Source organism: Furfurilactobacillus entadae, from assembly GCF_045862745.1.
Classification (GTDB): Bacteria; Bacillota; Bacilli; order Lactobacillales; family Lactobacillaceae; genus Furfurilactobacillus; species Furfurilactobacillus entadae.
This window is the reverse complement of record NZ_BQXN01000032.1, coordinates 1-21258: the sequence shown is the minus strand read 5'-3', so window position 1 is coordinate 21258 and position 21258 is coordinate 1. Positions and strand designations below refer to the sequence as shown.

At 43.7% G+C, this 21258-nt stretch carries 19 protein-coding genes; all 19 read right to left on the bottom strand.

Annotated elements, in window-relative coordinates:
- Window positions 1-156 precede the first annotated feature (156 nt).
- A complete protein-coding gene (locus ACKTR5_RS10855; RefSeq protein ID WP_407881464.1) occupies window positions 157-531 on the bottom strand; it encodes a hypothetical protein in 375 nt (124 codons plus the stop codon).
- Window positions 532-559: 28 nt separating this feature from the next.
- Complete coding sequence (locus ACKTR5_RS10850) at window positions 560-910, bottom strand: ArsR family transcriptional regulator (RefSeq protein ID WP_407881462.1); 351 nt, start codon at window positions 908-910, stop codon at window positions 560-562.
- 20 nt (window positions 911-930) lie between these two features.
- Complete coding sequence (locus tag ACKTR5_RS10845) at window positions 931-1293, bottom strand: hypothetical protein (RefSeq protein WP_407881461.1); 363 nt, start codon at window positions 1291-1293, stop codon at window positions 931-933.
- A gap of 143 nt (window positions 1294-1436) precedes the next feature.
- Window positions 1437-3650: a thioester domain-containing protein gene (locus ACKTR5_RS10840; RefSeq protein WP_407881459.1), complete on the bottom strand. Its 2214-nt coding sequence runs from the start codon at window positions 3648-3650 to the stop codon at window positions 1437-1439.
- A 14-nt stretch (window positions 3651-3664) separates the two neighbouring features.
- Window positions 3665-4459 (bottom strand): class A sortase, encoded by a 795-nt coding sequence (locus ACKTR5_RS10835; RefSeq protein WP_407881458.1) that lies wholly within the window; start codon window positions 4457-4459, stop codon window positions 3665-3667.
- A 2-nt stretch (window positions 4460-4461) separates the two neighbouring features.
- The gene (locus ACKTR5_RS10830) at window positions 4462-6747 is read right to left on the bottom strand and encodes a hypothetical protein (protein WP_407881456.1); all 2286 of its coding nucleotides are present in this window, start codon (window positions 6745-6747) and stop codon (window positions 4462-4464) included.
- 119 nt (window positions 6748-6866) lie between these two features.
- A complete protein-coding gene (locus ACKTR5_RS10825) occupies window positions 6867-7187 on the bottom strand; it encodes a hypothetical protein (protein WP_407881455.1) in 321 nt (106 codons plus the stop codon).
- Between the two features lie 95 nt (window positions 7188-7282).
- Entirely contained in the window at window positions 7283-7471 is a 189-nt protein-coding gene (locus ACKTR5_RS10820; protein WP_407881454.1) for a hypothetical protein, read from the bottom strand.
- Window positions 7468-9333, bottom strand: a complete 1866-nt coding sequence (locus ACKTR5_RS10815) for an AAA family ATPase (protein ID WP_407881452.1) — start codon at window positions 9331-9333, stop codon at window positions 7468-7470. The genes ACKTR5_RS10820 and ACKTR5_RS10815 overlap by 4 nt, the downstream gene beginning before the upstream one ends.
- Before the next feature lie 11 nt (window positions 9334-9344).
- Window positions 9345-9899: a hypothetical protein gene (locus ACKTR5_RS10810; RefSeq protein ID WP_407881451.1), complete on the bottom strand. Its 555-nt coding sequence runs from the start codon at window positions 9897-9899 to the stop codon at window positions 9345-9347.
- A gap of 93 nt (window positions 9900-9992) precedes the next feature.
- Window positions 9993-10754 carry a Fic family protein gene (locus tag ACKTR5_RS10805; protein ID WP_407881449.1) on the bottom strand — a complete coding sequence of 254 codons (762 nt, stop codon included), beginning with the start codon at window positions 10752-10754 and terminating at the stop codon, window positions 9993-9995.
- 33 nt (window positions 10755-10787) lie between these two features.
- The gene (locus ACKTR5_RS10800) at window positions 10788-11285 is read right to left on the bottom strand and encodes a helix-turn-helix domain-containing protein (RefSeq protein WP_407881447.1); all 498 of its coding nucleotides are present in this window, start codon (window positions 11283-11285) and stop codon (window positions 10788-10790) included.
- Between the two features lie 342 nt (window positions 11286-11627).
- Complete coding sequence (locus ACKTR5_RS10795) at window positions 11628-12812, bottom strand: toprim domain-containing protein (protein ID WP_407881445.1); 1185 nt, start codon at window positions 12810-12812, stop codon at window positions 11628-11630.
- Between the two features lies 1 nt (window position 12813).
- Complete coding sequence (locus ACKTR5_RS10790) at window positions 12814-13422, bottom strand: hypothetical protein (RefSeq protein WP_407881443.1); 609 nt, start codon at window positions 13420-13422, stop codon at window positions 12814-12816.
- Between the two features lie 187 nt (window positions 13423-13609).
- The gene (locus tag ACKTR5_RS10785; protein ID WP_407881442.1) at window positions 13610-15295 is read right to left on the bottom strand and encodes a thiamine pyrophosphate-dependent enzyme; all 1686 of its coding nucleotides are present in this window, start codon (window positions 15293-15295) and stop codon (window positions 13610-13612) included.
- A gap of 219 nt (window positions 15296-15514) precedes the next feature.
- Window positions 15515-15829 carry a hypothetical protein gene (locus ACKTR5_RS10780; protein WP_407881440.1) on the bottom strand — a complete coding sequence of 105 codons (315 nt, stop codon included), beginning with the start codon at window positions 15827-15829 and terminating at the stop codon, window positions 15515-15517.
- A 498-nt stretch (window positions 15830-16327) separates the two neighbouring features.
- Window positions 16328-18925, bottom strand: coding sequence for a MucBP domain-containing protein (locus ACKTR5_RS10775; RefSeq protein ID WP_407881438.1), 2598 nt, complete (start codon window positions 18923-18925; stop codon window positions 16328-16330).
- 277 nt (window positions 18926-19202) lie between these two features.
- Window positions 19203-20645, bottom strand: coding sequence for a helix-turn-helix domain-containing protein (locus tag ACKTR5_RS10770; protein WP_407881437.1), 1443 nt, complete (start codon window positions 20643-20645; stop codon window positions 19203-19205).
- 296 nt (window positions 20646-20941) lie between these two features.
- On the bottom strand, window positions 20942-21258 hold a 317-nt coding region (locus ACKTR5_RS10765; protein ID WP_407881435.1), incomplete at its 5' end, for a hypothetical protein.

Genomic DNA, 21258 nt, shown 5'->3' with positions numbered 1-21258 from the left:
TATCTCTTGATGCCGCTCAACATCGTAAGCCATTGCCTCTTGCTTACTCATACCAGGGGTACCTAAAAATCGTTCGCGTGACCAATCATGTGAGCGATCCGGTAATACAAGCTCACGCCAAGGACTAGCTGGCTTTAAACGCAACAAAGTGTAATGCTAACCGTTCTCGTTGGTAAACACGTCTTGAAAACAGTCCGCTTCAAGCGATTCACCAATCTTGTTTCGAAGACGCCGTTGCACTAGACTAAATAAACCTAACAATAACGTTGCTCCCATAAGCACAACAAAGTTACTTAAAAAGGTGTGACTAGCCCCGTGTAGAAGCTTACTAGCTTGACCAGAATTAGCTAAGAGGCTTCGTGACGCTTCACGGACTATTTTTGGCGTCATCTTGCCTTCGAAATCCCATTCAATAAGTTGCGTTGGGATCGTTGCCATCCAGGCGATACAAGCGAATATAACCACCGCAAACCCCATCTTCGCGATCCGTACAGCTTGGTATTGTTTAATTAAACGTTGCTCTTTTGTCATTCTTGTTATCCTTTCTTGGTTGCCTGTCTTAATACCTGCGATCCAACAGTTCTAAAGTCTCCAAAGCTTGCTTAAACCGCTCTTCGCCCTTTTCAGTAAGGCCATAATGACGTACACGATGGTCAAATCCACCACTGATATCAGTGATTAAGCCCTTGTTCAATAAGCGTTTCAGCCAAAAAGAAATGGCAGCTTGTGAGACGTTAAATTCCTTTGCTACCGTAACTACTCGATAATCTTCTATGGACAGCGCATGTAAAATTAACAATTCTAAAAACGATAATTTATTGTACTTTTTCAGGGCCACAACGGCGTCGTCATTTCGCAAATGATAGTTGGCGTACCTTTGATACACGCCCAGGTTTTCAATTTCTGTCATTATTTTTACCCCCACCCTTTTTATTCTGTGGTGTGCGTCTTTTGATCCAGTGCTTGTAAGGTGTCCAGCGCTTGGTTCAACCGTGTTTCGCCGGTTTCAGTGAGTCCGTATTGCCGGGTTCGCCGATCAAAATCGAAACTAACATCTTCAATCAATCCTTTGCCCAACAAGCGCTTGATCCAACCGGAAATTGAACTTGGAACCACGTTAAATTCCTCGCGCACCGTTAAAGCTTGCCGGTCACCCAAAGAAATCGCGCGTAAAATAACGAGCTCTAAAAAGGCTAGATCATTATGTTCATGTAAAGCTGCTACCGCTTCTCCATAACGATTTCGGTAGTTAGTATATTTTCGGTAACTATTGATTCGTTCAATATCCGTCATTGTTTCGGACCTCTTTATCTTTATTTACTGCCTTTATTTGCTTTAAACTTAATGACTTCCCGGCGTCTGACCTAAACGTCACAAAAAAAGAGCAACCTCATTGATCTGAGCGTTGCTCTTTTCCGTAACTTTAGTCAATGTCATTAGTCACGCCGTTTGGCGTGAGAGGCTACCCCGACACTGGCGGCCGTAATGACCCCTAGGCTACCTAAACTAGCGGCCAAGACACCTTGATCGCTAACTCCGGTACCTGCTAAGGAGCTTGCTGCACTACCTTGACTGGCCTGGCTGGCTTGACTAGCTTGGCTGGTACTTTGAGATTGCTTATCCCATGAGTAGTGTTCTTCAGCCCCGGCTGACCGGGTTTCGGTAACGCTCGTGGCTGATCCCGCTTGTGATTTAGCGGAATACTGGTCATTAACGGCCTGCGAATCAGAGTACTTAACCGCCTGTGATCCGTTAACAGTATCTGTGGCTTGTTGTGGTTGACTGGCTAACGTCAGGACACCCGTCGCTTGTAAGGCCCCATCGTCAGGCACCCGTGACCCGGTGAACTCGACTGAAGCACCCTTTTGGTATGAGTAATCCTTGCTGTCTTTGATCGTGTCACTCGTTGATTCTGAAACAGTCGTGTTCCCCTTCATGTTCACTGTGGCCAGTTCGCTGAAATCAGCTGCGGTGATTTCTGTCGTGCCCAAAATATGATAGCTTAGCCGATCAGTATTGGCTTCAGTTTCATCAGGCACCTTAACTTGGAATTGCTTGCCATCTTGGATCAAGAACACACTCGCATTCTGTTTGCCATCGGTTTTGGCATCAGAAGACTGTGCATTTGTTTGATCACTTTGATCAGAACTCTTAGCCGCAGAACTGCCTGAACTTGCCTTTGAAGCGTCGGAAGATGAACTTGTCGCACTGGTTGAAGCTTGACTACCCGCTTGTGTGTCACTGCTACTTGATGAAGCAGATGAGGCATCAGCAGACGCGTTTGCGGCAGTATCTTTACCAGTACTTGAGTCAGCTGAAGCTGATTTGTCCTGGCTTTCGTCCCAACCAGCGTCTTTAGCTGCGTCGTCAGTCACGGCCTTTAATTCTTGACCACCCTGGTAAACTTTTGCTCCTTCAGGTAAGTTATCGAATTTAACGGCATTGACCTTAATGTCTTTGGTGGTTGACCCACTAGTTACTGTATCAACAGCCTTCAACGTACCACTGGTGGCCACCGCAAACGTACCTTGATACTGAATCCCATCATTTGACGTATCCAGCTTAACTTGCTTGTCGGGAATCAGCTTACTTAATTTGTCCTCAGCCAGTGAGAACGTCGGTAGACTGGTCTTAGACTCAAACGTAAAGACATGCTGCTTCGCCTTTTCGTCGTGATATGAGTATTGGGGGCTGCTAAGTTCAGCGCTCGCCGCGAATTCTGTCTTATCAACTTGCTTCTTGGCATCAGCCAGCACTTTGTTAATATCTGCTGAAGCATTGATCGTGGCAAATTTATCACTAGCCGTTTTACTCATAAACGCCTGCATTGTGCTCTTCTTGGCCGTCTGATCGTCTGCTAACTTCTTGTTGACTTGATCCTTGGCACTATTGTTCCAATCGTTAACCTTTTGTTGTAATTCAGCGTTTAACTGATCCTCAGCCTTCTGTTTTTCGTCGGACTGCGTGTTTTTCGTCAAGCTGTCCACGTCGACGGTCCCGTTCTTGGACTGTTTAAGCGCGTCCTGATACAGTTGCTCAGCACGGTGATTAACTCCGGCGGCGTCGTTCATGTCAGCCAATTTACGGTTTTGATGGTTGGCATCGATCACTGTGTCATTACCGTTTTCAGCGGCCCAGACGGCTTGTTGTGTGGCGGCATAAGCGTGCAAGGCCGCGTTATCCCCTGTAAAACCTAACGTGCTAGGGTCATTAGGGAACCCTAGTGCCATTACCCACCGCATGATTACATTGGTCTTTTCATTCAGACCCTTTACTTGCCCACTGGAATTGATGGGCGTACCTGAGCCATTTTGCAGACAGTAGGCAAAATGCCCTTGGAAGCGCATGGGACTGATATTGTCAGAACCACCGTACTGAATGGTAACGATACTTCCAGGATTTTTATCTGAGTACCCCGGGTTTTCTCCTTGTGCGTCACCATTGATTGACATGTAGCCGACGTTGTCGCCGCCATAAATTTCTTGCCCTAAACCAGCGCGATTGTTGTCAATGTCGGCACTAGCCGTCATTAAAGGTGTCGCAAAAACACCTGATAAACTTAATGCAATTGCACCGGTCGCACCTAAAGTCTTCGAATGGTGTTTAACCTGTTGCATCATTTTCTTTAATTGTTTACGTGAATACTTCATTTTTAATCCTCTTTCTACTTGAAAAGATTTGCGTGTTCAGACTGTTGTAACGGTGTTTGATTCACTAAATGGCCACTCACAATCACCCGATCAACTGGATCTAACGGGTGATTCCAGGTTTCTAGGCAAGTTGATAACGTCAACCGGGCTTGTGAGGCGTCCCCAGGTTGGTTGTTCATCACTTCCCCATGGCTGCGATTTAGAACCTGCTTTTTGTCCAGTTGATACGTGTAGACGTTAATCCCATCAGTTAAATAGGCTTTCGGGTGCTGATTGACATTAATGCTGTTTTTCAGTGGGCTAAAGAACCAGCTATCTGATCCATACATTGAATGGGCTTGTAGCCCATAATTTTCTTGGCCCATCACTTGATTAGCCTTGGAGGTCCCGGCACCGTACGCTAACACCCGATTGCTCACACCCTCGTAAATTGGCATTGAAACGACCGCGTTCGTAACGCCACTTTGGCGAGGAATAGCAATATACCCCCGCATTAAGAGCGTGCCTTTAGCGGTCTGACGAACTTTTTGAACCTGCTGCCAGCCGCCTGGTACTGAAGCCCCGGTATTTTGGTAATTGACATCACCCGCTTTGATCATGGCCGGGGTTACTGATTGCGCCGCTACTGTCTTAGGCGATAATTGTGCCGGCACTGTTGGCTTGATGTGGTCAGCCAGGCCCTGAACCTGGTGTTGGTGGAGCATGAATAGACCTCCCGCTCCACCAGCAATCAGCACCCCAATGACTAAAGCGATCACCCACCACTTGGCCGGCTGCTTTCGTACTTGCTGTTTCCGTTGAATACTCATTCTTATTTACTCCCTGCATAATTCACAATTTGCGTTAATAATTTCGTGTTGTGTCCTTGATTGCTATTAGCAACCATTTTGGCACTGGCAAGATCGCCTTGGTCTAAATACAGCTTACCCACAGCCAGCGTCCGTGCTTCCGTCTTTAAATCAGCACCATTAAACTTGTCTTGATAAACTGCGGTCGAACCGTTAGCAACGTCACGATCTAACGCTTCAAACGTTTGATCTTTCACCGTAGTGCTTTTGGTAGTCTGTTGCTTAGAACGTTGTTGGGCCTCTACAAGTGCTTCAAGATCTGCCTGACGTTGTTGGTGTAGTTTCGTCACTGACCCGGATAATTGATTTACATTAGCTTGCAAATCATCGTTGGCTTTTGCTTGCTGAGCATAAGACGTCCACCAACCGGTGCCCAAGCCTGCGGTCACCAGGACCATAGCGGCGAATGCCAACCACGGTTTATGACGCTTAGCAGTTTCTTTATCCTTATCGGCAACTACAGGTTCAGGCTTGCTGTACCCGAATTCCTTGGCAATAGCTAACGCGTCCGCGATGTTCACTTCACTTTTAGTCGCACTCGTGGTGGCTTCTTGCCGTTGATCCAGCAACTGTCCTTTCAATTGACCAGTTTCGGTGCTGAGCATACTGACTTGTTGCCTTAATGCATTGGCTTCTTGCTCTGCCTGAGTCCGGGCGGTATGTTCTTGGTGATAGTCATTAGCCGCGTTTTGTTCTTTGGTTAAGGCTGATTGTGCCATGACCGCGGCATGGTGCTGTTTGGCAAACTGGGCTTGGCTGCCAGTCACAATCATCATGCATTGCTCGTAAAAATCTTGGCCAGCTTGGACCGCCGCGTCCTGTAATTGTTGGGCATATTCACGGAGTGAAACCTGTCCGCTCCGCACTTGATTACGCTGTTCAGTCGCCGTTTGATCATTTAATGCCGTGGTTTGGTCGGCCCATTGTTGATTCACATCATCATTGGCAACGGTACGAAAATGGTCTGTTAACTTTGTTTGCGCTTCGCTGAGTTTTTGATCAAACGTAATTCTAATTTCCTCATTACGGGCCTCATGTCGTGCTTTTTCGGCAGCTAAATCTTGATCTCTGGCGGTGGCTAGTTGGGTCGTTTGATCAGCCAGTGCCGTTGCCAACTGTGGATTAACTTTGGCCATCACTGTTGCTTTAATGTTTGGCCGTTGATCATGATCTGCTTGGAAACTGGCAACATTTTGGGCCACAATGTCAGCTTGTTGATTGGCTGCCCGCGCTACTGCGACACGATTGCGTTCGTTAAATTGTTGTTCTCGTTTGGCCAACAACTCATTGAGCTGAACACGGACTTGGTTCATTTCTGCGGCGACATACCCATCAGCCTCCGGTGCTAAATGCGCAGCCGGATCAACTTTAAATCGCGGAAAGGCAGCGTCACTGACGACACCAGCAATCAATTGATTTTCCACAGAAGGCGGCACGGTCAACGTTTGCTCTTCCACTGATGCGGTCGCTGAGACAGCGCTTGCCGACTCGCTTGAACTTGGGTACACCGGCGACTCATCAGGCATTGCTGCCTCCACGGGAGTTCCTTCTGCCATTGAAGGCGTTTGACTCTCTGGTGGAAGCGCTAGCTCAGCCCCTTCTGGATCTATGACCACCGGACTTGTCGGGACTGTGGGCGCCATCGGCGTTTCCGTCGATTTGTCTAGATCAGTGGTGGTTAGGGCGGGCACATTTAAGCGCACCACACCTGCCGCGGCCTCCTTAGCAGTCGGTAACTGAGCAATGTAGGCATCATCAAGCCCGGTGGACGCCTCAAATACCCGGGCAATATGCTGACAGTAATCTAATTTTTCTTCATACGTGGCGTCAGCGTATTCTGGGTTATTAAACAAGCCTTCAAACAAACTCTTGGTTAGATTTTGATAGTCTAATCCAAGTGAAAATGGTGCTAACCGTAATTCAGCCTCTGTGCTCGGGGCTTTAGTCACCAATTTACCTTTCCCATTCATCCTGGGTGTTTGATCAACAATCTGTAGGCTGGCAAACTCTGGGTCAGTTGCGCTTTTCAACACCAAGTCTTCAAAGATTCGCTGGCACAATAAATTGGCTTGCTTAAAGGTCAGATCCGGCAAGGTCTTCAATAACCCTGGTTCACCGGCCGCTTGTTCTTGCTCGTCAACCTCGTTCATTAACGTTTTGATTGTTTCGTCGTCTTTATACTGACCTAAATCAAATCGTAAAAATAGTTCATCTGTAATGGTGGATTTTTTTTGGAAAAATGTCTTCAAGCCCCTCACTCCTTCGTCGTAAAGTTATTAACGATTTCATCTTAGGGACTTCACAATTTTCGCCCTAAAGCCCACAAAAAAAGAGCGGGTCTTTTACCGGCTCGTTCTTTCGATGTTACCTATTGTGAGTTTTGCGCTTGTTGCTGTATAAAGGCCGCTAAGGCTGAGGCCGAAAAAGAAATAACGATCCCAATACCAACTTTTCCCCATTGCTTTTTACTCTTTCGGGCAGCATCTTCACCACCGAAAATGTAAACCAAAGCATACACAATGATAACCAACACAGATGCAGCTGCAACAACCAGTAAAAGCTTTCCGCTGAAAGTGTTAAACAAACTTGTCGACGTATTAAACGGATCTAGCACCTGCGGCAAGTAGCGTTTGGCATGGGCGGCTGAACCACCAATTACCGTAGCGACTTGATTAGTCAAATCATTCATGGTTAACCCTCCTTTCGTTTTAATTGATGTTTTTACATCACTGTCAAAATACGGACTTGGCTAAATTTGACCAAAAACCCACCAAAAAAGAGCGCTTATTTGGTACCAGCCAAAAGTCGATCTAGTTTAAGCTTGGCATCGCTAAAGTTGTCGACCTGCAGTTGCTTAAATACGTAGGCGCCCGTCTTTTCTTGTTCTTTAGCCACCAGCTGATCGCGCTTTGCTTTGAGCGTTTCCAGTCGTTCAGCGGCGTGTTCAATTTGTTGTTCGAGTGATACGGTCATGCGGACTCCTCCTGCTCATGTTGATTTTTAAAGACGGTAAAAGTTAATTGACGTTTGGCACTTAATTCATCGTCACTGGCGGCGGCCCCCGTCACACTAATGACCAGGCGCCATTGACCGCTCAATGAATTTTCCTTCAGTAACCACTGGGCGATGGGCCCGGTAATCTTCTTTTTGATTAAGCGGTCCAACGGCCGTGCGCCATTGTCCGGATCCGTGCCGAACAGAGCTAAATAATCTAACACACTGGGTTGTCCGTCAATTTCTTGATGCCATTCCAGCTGAACTTGACGTTCTGCCAGGCTTTGTCCTAGCTGCGTTAACTTAGCGTCCGCGATCTGCCGGATAACCGGCGCCTCTAGGCTATTAAAAATAATGATTTCCCCGATCCGATTAAGAAATTCATGCCGAAAGCCGGGTTCAAAGCCAAATTCCAGCTCAGTCATAATTTGGGTATGGAACTGGTCTTCGCGCCGATCATCGTCCAAATTGGGGTCCTGAATGTCACGCCGGGTCTTGATCAATTTCGCCCCCACGTTCGTCGTCATGATGACAATCGTGTTTTTAAACGAGACCTCACGCCCTTGGCCATCATGCAGCACCCCATCATCAAGAATTTGTAAGAATAAATCATGTACGGATTGGTTACCCTTTTCTATTTCGTCGACGAGGACCACGCTGTAAGGGCGGCGCTTGACGGCTTCTGTTAATAAGCCCTGGTGTGCACGATCGCCAATTAATTTGCGTTCAGCGTCGGCCGCTTTGTACTCACTCATATCTAGCCGAATCATATTCCGTTCATCGTCAAACATGGTCTCGGCCAACGCTTTACTCAATTCTGTTTTACCGACCCCTGACGAACCCAAAAACATAAATGAGGCTAACGGTTTGGTTTCATCTTGCAGGCCCACGGTTGCGATCCGCACCGCTTGGGCCACATCATGCACGGCTTCGTTTTGTCCTTTAACCCGTTGACGTAAAGCACCTTCTAAGTCCTTGACCCGACTTTGTTGCCCCTTCAAAATGGTGGTCACCGGGATCCCCGTCATGTCCTTCAAGGCTTCAGCAATGTCTGTACGAGTGACCACGCGGGCAGTGGGATCATCAGCATCTTTACGGGCTTCCACGGCCCCGGCCGCGTCAATTAAATCAAACGCCTTATCGGGCAAGAAGTAATCTGGGCGGTAGCGAATGGATAAGTCTACTGCCGTGATCGCTGCATCTGGCGCGTAAGTCACGTCGTGATACTGAGCATACTGATCGACGACGCCGTTAATGATTTGAATGGCGGCCGTGCGGGACGGCTCTAAAACTGGAATCATCGAAAACCGCCGTTGTAGCGCGCGATCTTGTTCAATGCTGACGTGGTACTCGTCATTGGTCGTGGCCCCAATCAGTTGGATTTCACCACGGGCTAAGGCTGGTTTGAGTACGTTTCCTGCATCTAAATGACTCCCATCACTGGCGGCCCCAGTCCCAATCAATTCGTGAATTTCATCGACAAACAAAATGTTGGTCCCTAGGGTTGCTTGCAGCTCATGGAGGACCCCATTAAAATTCACCATAAAATCGTTCGGGTTAGCCCCGACTAAATCCGCCGTCTGTAAAACTAAAATATGTTTGTGCCGTAGATCGCGTGGAACCTGATCAAGTGCGATACGTCTCGCTAACTCTTCGACGATAGCTGTTTTACCAACCCCCGCCTCACCAACTAAAACGGGACTGTTCTTGGTCTTTCGTAACAAGATTTCCACGGCCATGGCCACTTCTTGGTCTCGTTCTAAAGCCATAAACGCTTGCGGGTGTTCCTTAGCAGCGACGGTCAAGTCGCGACAATATTTGTCTAAAAATGTCTCTGCCATGCTTACGCCACCTAAATATCTAAGTCGTCATCACTGAAGGTCGCAGCTGCTTGTGAACCAAGGTCCTGTGGCTCAGCCAGTGCTTCAGCCTTTGGTTGCAGATCTTCATCAGTGACAGTTGGCTTAGCTGGAGTCGCTTCAACAACCTCACTTTGCGCGTCAGGTACCTGCGCATATTCAGGGGCTGGTTCTAGCGGTTCAAGGGGTGAAAAGGTAGCATCATCAGGAAAAGCCAACTTAGGGTCAATTACGGCGCCCTCAGTGCTGACCGGTGAAACCTCTTCCGGCGCGACATCTAACGGGTCATCAGTTGTTTGGTCGGTTGCTGGCGCTTGCGCAATGCCGTTTAAATCCAGAACGGCTTCATCAGCTACTTTTAAGCCCAGCTCAAATTGGTAATGTTGCCCTAGACTTAGATTCTTAGTCAGTTCTGTTTGGGCCACCATCAACTGGCTTGTTTGGTCATGATGATCAATAATTGTCAAAATCAATCCATCGCGACCGTGGAGACTAATCCCTGTTAAAGTTCCGGTCAGCTGAACATGTAACTCATTGTCTTGTGTCATTTTTGTCACGCTCCTTTTGTAATGGTCTTACCGTAGTGAGTTGACGCAAAAAATAAAAAAGCGCACAAAAAAAGAGCATTCGTGAGAATGCTCTTATCGCTGTGGGCCTCTTGGCTGTGATCCTAAAAGCCCCTTCTGATAATGCTTATCAAGTGTTTTATTTTTGGCAGGTCTCGTCACATCAATTGCATGTTGCGGCGTGCCAATAACGGCATTATCGTAAAGCCAAGTTTTGATATCATCAATCCGTCCAGACCGATAAAACTTTTGCAGGTAAGAACCATACCAGTGCATTTTGTTTTCGGGAATGGCCAGCATACCCGCGCCTGCTTCAATCATCAGCGTATTAGCGGCTACAATCGCGGTGCGTTTATTGCCATTAACAAATAACTGCCAGCGTGACAAATAGAGATTCAAGTTAATCGCCTTTTCAGTCACCGAGTTTGGCGCCGTTACGATTTTTTCAATATCATTTAATGCCACTGTCGGTTGTGGAATTGGCGGCAGCCAGACATCATTAGTCAACGGAACCTGCACATCTTCGTGTCTAATCTGTCCGGCGTCCACATGCCCACTTTGAATAATATCGTTGATCACCAAAACATCATTAGATTTAAACGGGTGCGTTTTATTAATGACAAAGTCGAAGGCCCGCTTTAATCCGAGCACTTTTTCGACATCTTGCGGTTTTACTCCGTTCACCGTGTAATTATGAATTATATCTTCTGTCTGCGGTAATGTCGTTTGTAAGTTCTCAAATTTACCGGTGGTATAAATTAATTGTGCCATGTTACGTTCGATGAACGTAACTTCCTCATCACGTGTAAAACGATACTTATCTTTGAAACTATCCATTTATCTGCCTCCGATCATTTGTAAATTAGTCGACTATGCAAACGTTATTTGAAGTGATTTTCCAAACGCGTTAGCAATCTTCGATAAGGTGTCCAAGCTTGTGTTATGCCCACCCTCAACCCGGGCGATGGTCGCTTGCGGAACGCCTGCCTTTGTTGCTAATTCAGCTTGCGTCCAGCCATAAGCCAACCGCTCTTGTCGAACGACAACAGCACTGATCAACTTATTTTTTTCTGTCTTAACGCCTTTTTCAAAGTCGCTGTTGTTTAAATCATCGGTAAGCATGTCATCTATGGCTACCATTAATGAGTCATCTTTTTCCATTAGAATCACCTCCTGACCCAACAACTTAATGTGAATCTCGTCGTGGTTTCGATCATTTTTCTTGATCCAATCCATTTGGACTGCTATTTCTCGGCCCACCAACTGCACAAGCTGAAACTTAGCAACTAGTTCTTGGCGATCCTTGGCTGGTAAGTGGTGAACAAACTTTTTAAACTCTTTATTGGTACTAACTTCAATTTTTCTCATGGTTTAATTATAACATATATGGATTTTTTCAATATATGTTGTAATTAAGGGAGTTAAGCAATTGCTCAGCTGTTTTAAAAATTGAAGAAAGGTTGTAGATAGAAAAAGAGCAAGCCAACTACGAATTGGCTTGCTCAGGAACAGGGTTGGGACCCTTGGTTGATTCTATCATATTTTAACATGACAAAGATCCTGGAGCATCTACTTAATAATCACAGTGACTTTTTAATGTCACTTTTCGTCTTGTTCGTGCTTTACATTTTACACACATACTGGAGTTTTTAAGCAATGCCCCTCTGTCAAATGAACGATTATCGTTCATTTGACATTTTTTTGTTTCAGTTACCGTTCTTGTGTTTTAGACAGCTGTTGTGTCCGGCTTAATTTCGGTTGCTTCTCTGGCTTAAATCGCTGTTCGAATTGTTTTAGCGTTAGGACTTCCTTGCCGGCCACACCTGCTTTCACCTGATCGTTCCAATCTTTACCGACCTTTGGGACGTCAACCATCACCTTCATCGTCTCCGGTTTCAGTTGATCCCACCCGACGTCAATAAACTTCTGTACGAGACCATGGCCCGCACGATCATTATCAACGGCAAAATGGACTTCCTTTGGTCGACCATAGCCTGGATCAATGAAGAGCTGTTTCATTAGGTTAGAAACGGACTTGGCCTTTGATTCAGAGCCCGACAAGGAACAAAACTCGACGAATTTACCCTTAAAATCACGGTGATGCAATTGAAAGTAACTCATGGTATCAATTGGCGCTTCAGTAATCACCATGGTGTCCGGTTGTTGATTAGAATTGCGGAAATGCCAGCCAAAATTAGTCGCTGACCCCGGCACAATTAATTTTGAAGTTCCACGTTTACCAAACTTAGCTTTGTTTTGATAGGTTCCCTGGCGATCGGCGCCCACAATTTTGCCGGTTTGGTCCTTCCACGCAAACATCACTTCATGCCCATAAAAATAATCGTGTTCAGCTAATTTATGCTCAGCCAACAACTGGCGCACAATCCGGCCGTTGACATGTTCACCCGGGTGCTCGTTTTCCCAACGTTTTTTAGCCGTTGGTGTCATGATTGGCGCTTTGATCTCGCGGACTAAGTCCGCCGCGACCAATTGTTCAACTAATGGCCGGGCCAACTGTCGTTCACCACACAAATATGTGTACACTGCTTCTGGGTCTTGTTGATATTGATAATCCGCCAAGTTAAACTGCCGTGCTGGCTCCACTGCAAACTGATGCGGGACCGCATCACCGCGGCCAACGGCGGCCCGAAACTCATTTACACGCTGAAAGGCTTCTTTTGTTGATTTCGCAGGTTCATAGACCCCATCTTCGTATGTTTTCACAAAAGCCACTAAATCGCCCCACGCCCCGGTGGAATACTGGGTAAAATACCCCTTCCGTAAATCAATTTTCATCGAATCATGCGCGGTCGGGGTCACATAGTTGCCTTGTCGTTCGTAGGGAATGCCAGCGTAATCTAAGTAATCAACAATTTCATTATCTTGGGTCTGCATGTTACTGCACCACCCTTTGCCATGGCTGGATAGTCAGTTTAGGCGCAAACTGTACGCGTTGAGACCGCTCATGGCGCCGACAATGATCAATCAAAGCTGTCTGGGACATTGTGTGTTCGACCTGTGGTCGGATAAAGTAGAGTTTAGCGGTTTGCCACTTACCATTAATGTAGTAAGCAAGTTGCACTTGCCCAGCTAGCTGGCCCATTTCCGTCATGCGTAAACGCACTGCTTGCTGGCCAGGTTGTTCACTGATTAACGGATTCGGGCAACCCGCCTCATCGGCCTCAGAACAATGTTTAACCCAACCAAAATCAGCGTCGACCGCATCGCTGGCCAGCACGACCGTAGGCTGTTCACCATTGTGGGCTTGACGATAATGTTGGGCCAGCCGTTGCATTAATTGTTGAACTTGATCACGTTCTTGATCACATAACTGTACTTCAAAAGCTGCCCGTTCACGTTTAAACGCGTTTGCTTGTGCTGCGTCGGCGAGGTGCCAGCGCTGTTGTTGCTCGTTCCAATGCCAGGCGGCGCTTAATCGTTTAGTTTCGCGCGTCCTTAAAGCCTGCATGAACATGGCCTCATGTTTAGTGGTGTCAATCAACATGTGATGATCTCCTTTTACAATTTGTTGACCTAAACATAAAAGCCACCGCAAAATTAACCAAAAAGGCGCAAAAAAAGAGCAACTGTCGTCATGTTCATTTTTAATTTGCAACATGCTATAATTATTTCCGACACGTCACACAAAAACACCCGTCGTAGCTAGTGGTCAGCTATGACGGGTGTTTTATTTAGTATTTTGCTTGACCGTCTCTAGTATCTACGGCATAAGTCCATTTTTCTTTACCTTCACCATTTACAATGGTTCCACCCAAAGGAGTGTCATCTGTTGTTCTAACGTCTAATAAAACAGGATGCTTCGGGTTTTTATACTTGTCTAAAGCCTGATTAAGCGCTTCTTTAGAGTTTATATTGACCCCCACTGCTCCCACAGATTCTGCAAATTTAGCAAAATCCATATATGAAAGATCAGTTGCATAATTATTTTGTTTAGCTCGGAACTGTTCATATTCAATTAGTGCCAGCTCATCATTATTTAAGACAACCATCAAGATTGGTAAATCATAGCGAACCGCTGTCACAAAATCTTGCATTGACATCGCAAATCCACCATCACCAGCAATTGCGTAAACAGGGCGTTCCCTATCCAAAATGCCAGCAGCAATTGCTGAAGGTAATGAAACTCCCATTGTGGCCAACCATGGGGACGTTACATAATCCTGTGTTTGCTGAACATTTAAATAATGTGGCCCCCAGGAGCTTGATGTTCCAATGTCAACTGAATAAACAACATTTTTAGGAGCAACCTGGTCCAGTTTTGTAAACAGATATTCCGGAGAAACCTTTTTTGGTTCTTTATTGGCGAGATCTAACAGCCACTTGCGCCACTTCTTCATTTCTTCAGCATGTTTGTGGACGAATACATCGCTCTCTTTTTCATCAACCAGCTCCATTAGATGCTCCAAAACTAATTTTGTATCACCATGAATTCCGATATCAATAGGACGACGTTTTCCTAAATTACTAGGATTCAAATCGATCTGAATGGTCTTTATATTCTTATTCAACTCAAGGTAAGCCGAGAAGGGAAAATTTGTTCCTATCATGATCAATACATCAGCATCTTGCATTGCTGAAAATGCTGCTGAGCTTCCAAAAATTCCGATATTAGCCAAGGAATAAGGATGATCATCGTCAATAATTCCTTTGCTAGGCGTTGCTTGAATTATAGGTGCCTTTATTTTTTCAATAAATTTCTGCAAAACATGACCAGCTTTTTTAGCGCCTCTTCCTGACATCACTAATACTTTATCACTAGAATTAATTATCTCGGAAGCGTGTTTTATTTGTTTTAAATCGACCACTGGTTCATTCACAATATTTGAAGTCGTGTTCTTTAATGAAGGGACATACTTTATATCCGCATTCCATAAGTCATCTGGAACCGTTAATACTGCTGGGCCACGTCTGGCATAAGCAGTTTCAATGGCTTCATTTAGAAGTTCTGGTAATGACTGTGCATTAATAACTAATTTATTGTATATTGCTGCGTCTTCAAACAATTTATCCATTTGAATTTCTTGAAATGACTGTAAATTAACGTCTTGTTGATCTACTTGACCAATAATGGAAAGCGTTGGTACGTGATCTAACTTTGAATCATACACGCCATTCACTAAATGAATGCCACCAGGCCCACCAGTAACGACCGACACAGCAAGCTTATTGGACATTTTTGCTTCTGCTGACATTGCAAGACCAGCTGTTTCTTCATGTCTAATTTGAATGAATTTGATTTTCTGCTTAGCTTTATACAGGCCTTCAACAGCCGAATCTACCGAGTTACCTGGTAAACCATAGACATGATCTACGCCCCAATTTTCTAGTACATTAGCTAAAACGTCATATGCTTTCATGATATTTCCTCCTTGATTATTTAAGCGACTATGGACGATTTACTTAAACTGATTTTCCTAGATATAACCAAACTATATTTGGTATTACAGTTGCAGCTTACACCCTTACTTTTTAAAAGGGTACAAAATATACTCGACTCAAGGCGCTAAGACCCGCCACTCAGCTGCAATGCTAAAAAACTAAATTTTGATGTTCTGGTCATTTGCGCAGGATAACAATCACTTCTGCGAATTCAAAAAATACTTATCATGAACTTTTTCCAAATTTTCGTAGATACTTTTAATTTCGGTAAACCCTACACCAGTTAAATAAATCATCAACCCATTAGACGAAATTTCAGCGTCAACGGCTATTAGTTGACCGCTTATGAGATCTGTCAGTGAGCTATCGATTAATTCTCTGCTTACATGAAGTTCATCACATAGCTGTTTGGTTGAAATAGTAGATTTTTTTTCGTATAGCCTTGTCAAAATCAAGAGCTTTACTAGTCCCAAACCAAACTTAGTTTCAACCTCGAAGAAAAAGTCACTCATTGTCTGATGCCTCTCTCGAAGTAATTCGATATCTTTTCCCAGAGACATTTTTGGTAGACCTTTCAGTATTTAAGATTATTGTCATGTCCGTTTCTCATGATTTTGTCAATAGTTTGCTTCTTCTTACGAAAGACTCGAAGTAACACACAATCATTACTAACAATAAATATGACGCTAGTACCTATTAACAACACCGAAACTTGGTGTTGTTTTGCTAAAGGTGTTAAAAAGCCAAGAACTATCGTAATTACGAATAGTAACAAAATGACTATTGTGGCTATCTTAGCTGATGTTGCACTATTAGTATCCATTAGAGAATCCTTGTCATTTTTCAATTTATACATATCTATAAATATCATCACTGGAATCAATCAAAATTAAAGGCAAGCAGTCCCCACTCAATTAAGAATGCTAACTGCTTGCCTAGTTAAAACGAAAGCCAAGTATTATGAAAATCCATTCAAATTATTGATTGGTAGTTTTCATGAAATTTTCTTTCTATTGACGACGCTTACGGAATCCAAGCCACCCACCAACAAGCATTAGTACACCGAATACTGACGCTAAAGCAGCTTGGGCGACGTGTTCACTCGTCTCGCCAGTTTGCGGCAAGCTACTTGCCTTTGACTGGTTAGCTTTATTTGTTTGAGACCCTTTGGTGCTAGATACAGCATTCGTTGGCCAATTAATGGTTGGATTGCCACTATTGTTATTGCCATTTTGGCTACCAGCATTGCCCGGTGTGGTCGTCGAACCACCTTGCCCTGGTGTTGTTGGCGGCGTCTGCTGTCCATTACCTGGAGTGTTGGGGTTACCTGGTGTAGTCCCAGCTGAAACTTGCTTATAATAATAAGTTACTGACTGATCATCTTTGGTATACTTACCCGATGCATTGCTTGGTAATTTTTGTTCGTCAAGCGCATATCCGTCGATGCCAATACCACTTGTTGCATAGCTGTCACCGACTCGACCACTTTGTGGGATGGCTGTGGCAATCTCCTTGCCTGTGGCTTCATCAACGAAATGAGTTACAACATTCCCATTACTAATTGGTTGACTTTCAACCTTTTTATAATAGTAAGTAATCGTTTGGTTGCCATCAGTAAATTTACCGTTTGCATTACTTGGTAGTTTTTGTTCATCTAATGCATAACCGTCAACATTTTGTGGCGAAGTTGTATAGGGATCACCGGTCCGGCCAGTATGATTTTCATCAGGAGCCACCGTTTGATTGGTGTCTTCATCAACGTAGCGAACTGCGACCGTTCCATTTTTAATTGGTTGTGCTTGACTCTTTTTATAGTAATACGTGATATCCTGATGTCCATTGGTATACGAGCCATTAGCATTCGCTGGAAACTTGTCTAAATCCAATGCATAATTAGCTACTCCCTGTGGACTTGTTGTATATGGATCGTTAGTCCGACCAGTGTAACTTTCGGCAGGTGCAACGTCTTGATTAGTATCTTCATCAATGTAATGAACTGTAATCGTACCATCTTGAATTGGTTGACTCGTTACCTTTTTATAGTAATAAGTTACCGTTTGATCTGCGTCCGTGAATTTACCATTAGCATTAGTGGGCAGCTTAGTTGTATCAAGTGCATAATCACTGATGTCTAGCGGACTTGTAGTATATGGATCTCCGACACGCCCCGGTTGTGAAGAGCTTGGCTGAATCTCTTTTCCAGTTGCTTCATCAACATATTTGGTAACCACGTTACTATTTTGGACAGGTTGGCTAGTAACTTTTTTATAGTAGTACGTCACTGTTTGATCCGCAGCTGTAAACTTTCCACTAGCATTAGCTGGCAATTTAGCCGTATCAAGGGCGTAATTATTAATGCTTAACGCACTAGTAGTATATGAATCACCAACTCGCCCGGTCTGTGGAGAACTCGGTTGGATTTCGTCTCCTGTTGCTTCATCTACGTATTTCGTGGTCACATTACCATTTTGCACCGGCGTATCATCGTAATAATATGTGATGGTTTGACCTTGATCGGTAATCTGCCCGTCAATTGTCTTGTTCTCACTGTTAACTGAACTACCACTATCATCGCTAACGTTAGTTGAATCATATTTATACCCATGTAACGTATCAGGCCCAGTGACTTCCCAGTTATCCCAGATGGCATTATTAGGTGTATTAACCCATTGTGGCGCCGCAATATCGGTCCCAGTTGTTTTAGACTTGTATTGAACTTTGACAGGTTTAGGACTTTGTTGTGTTGGCCATGACCAAGCATCTTGAAAAGCACTAGCCGAAATAGTTTTATTTTCCGAATACTTAATCGCGAACTTAACTGAATCCCCCGCATGCAATTGATAACCTTGTTTAGAATTAGTATCTTTATTACTGAAAGGTATATTTGTGGCTTTAGGATTAATAAATAATCTTGTTCCAAAATTATTATCGCCACCATAATAATCAGTTATCCAGGCAGCGTTAGGCTGTGTACTGGCATTAATTGTTTGCGAGCCACTTACCCCATTCACCGTCCAAGTGACTTCAACTGACTGTAATGTAAAGAATGAAGAAGTCTTGTACTTTGGCATTGTTCCACTAGCAACGGCAGCATTGGCGTCAGCGCCAACATCCTGATCCTTTGGTGCCGCTTGAAAAATTTTCAAAGAGTTACTATCTACGCTATTCTTTGTCTGATCAAAATACTCTCTAAAATCAAAGGGACGATTCATATTAAATGTAGGCTGTAGATCACCTGCTTGGACTGTGCTAATTTTCCAATTAGTATCAATCTCACTACCACCGGATAGATAGCCACCACCTTTACCATTAGTAGTCCATCCTGCTGCACTACCCGATGGTGTTTCTAGTCCCCATTGCGCGACTGATGGTTGATTATTAACCAAAGTAGTCCCATCAGCTTGCGCTTTAGTGGCCGCCACACCTTGACTTTGTTCTTGACCCAATGTGGTAATCTTTGAAGTTGGCAAAGCTCCTTTTACAGATTGCTGTGTAGCAGGCGCTTGGTCATTAGCTAACGCAATCATTGGGCTAGCCACTCCTATTCCCACAGTTGAGATTGTTAGGATCGACAAAATTTTACTTGATTTTGTTCCATACAATGACATCGTTATAAACTCCCTCTTTACAATTTCAGCGTAGTTGCAACCAGTATCAGGTTACATAGCTAATTCGCTGTTTAAATAGTTTATAGGGTGAATTATGTAATGGATCACCTTTGAAAGCAACGATTTTTATAACATTTCAGTCTCAAAATCATGTATAAACAATTAATATATTTGATACACAAATTTCATTACAATTTTCAAAGTAACCCCCAAAAATTGGATAAAAACCAATTTTTTGGGGGGTTACTTAAAATGAAGACCTTTTAAGAAGTGGTTGTTAGAAAATTCTTTTAATAATGACTTTTCCAACTGCATCAGTAATCCTTGTCAAATCCTTTTTAGACCCGGCCATTTGTAATTGGATCACTGGAATTTGTGTTTTAATTTGAAAGGGTGAATCAGTTATGATAATTTCAGCCTGTTCGTAGTCCTCCGGCGTCACCTCAATAAATTGAGGTTTAAAAGGTAAGTATGCACTCAGATAAGTCACCAAATAATGCATTTTCAGTGCTCCAAAGAACGAGTAAATTCCAATTAAAACAGACATGTTTCCAATTGGAAGCGTACTAAAAAATACAGTTGCATATGCATCAATTATTGAACTAAGTCGTTCATCTGATAATCCAGGATCATGCTTTTTTAGGAAATCTGTTGTCAATAAGCTTATATCTTTAACTAAATGCGTACCGAATATAGCGTCATTACTTTTAAACAAGTTTTGCCCATTTAAGTCCATTACCACATTCTCATTTAAGTAAAAACACGTATGAACAAAGAAAATTTCTTCTTCGAAATTCTCCACTTCAAGTAAACTAGCATCACCACCTGATTGAAATAGAATTTTCTTGGCCTCACGCGTCATTACATACGGCCAAGTACGTTTTCCATAACAATACCTTTTCCATTCAAAAAACAATTGTGATTGAGGGTCTTGAATAAATGCTAACCCAGCTACTAATACGATTTCTACAAATTCTTGTGAAAGATTAATTTGTCGACAAAATTCTTCGCAACTCACATAATACCTATTCAAAAAATGACCAATAAGCTTACTTGTCTTATTAAAAGGAACTTCCAAAAGATCATTACATGTTTTACAAATACTAACTACCAATGCTAGTCTTTTTTGGGCGTCACTATTTGCCTTAATTCCCCAATCGCTAATAAGTTTATTGATTGCCGAAACACACGCAGTATCAGTTAATCTGAACAAATCGTCTACCTGACTTACCCAAATTAGCTGATAATAAAAACTAATAACATCGTTCATCGATCCTGAAAGCCGAAACTGTTTAATAGAAATCCCAAAGCTATTTAAGCTAATATTTATTTGTCGGAGGTAACGATAATAAGTCGCTCTACTTAAATGTAGTTCCTGCATAATTCGATTTGGGGTTACCTGATTATGCTTCAAAAACAACAAAACAATCTGGAATTTATTAGAATCCGCCAAAAGTGAACTAACTATTAATTGGTAACTAACATGCTCTGGAATATGAACATATGCTCCATCTTTAATAAACTCACAGTAAACCTCCTCTCTTTTATATACAGGTATGTTATTAATATTTGCCAAATTAGTTTTAATTGCGTAGTTAGTCATTTCTGGATGTAAGCGCTTAATATCGGAGAAACTAAGAACAGCATTACCTTGAAAAAAATCTTGTAGTAACGAAACTGTCTGGGTATATTCAGAATCAATAAATTCACTTATATCCATGCTTCACCTTATTTTTCATATCTATTAGCTTCTACGCACGTCTCTCCAGTAGTCAGACTACATCGGCCGTTGAGAGATACATGGCATAATCGCTTGAATTATCATATTACAGTTTTAAACTTCCCACAGTATCCACACTTTATTTTTGTCTCAAATTTATGAGCATTTTTGTTCATATTTGATATCGTTAAAGATGATCTTTGACAAAAAGTCTATATCAACTTTTTTTATTAGTGCGATTTTTATGCTTGCGAATACAGGTAAGTGAACTACTCGGTCATTAATGGTCGAGTAGTTCACTCACGCTCTAATTCTTGATCCCGGTCCTCATCGCGTTCATGCGCCCGGCTATCCACCGCCATCAGTTGATTGATCGCGCGCATTGCTTGGCGCGTGGGCTGGTGCGCACGTAAATTGCGGTTGCTGGCTGGTTCCATTTTTTGATACTGCCGCCGCAGGCTAGGCGCCATCTGTTGCTCACCTTGCAGTTCAGGATTGCTCGGCAACGCCAGTTTTCGCACCTGTTCAATTAACTGGTGGTTTTGTTGTTGCCAAGCCCCTTCATGACCCGCCTTAAGCTGTTGAGTATTCATATTAACTTCATGCTTCAACC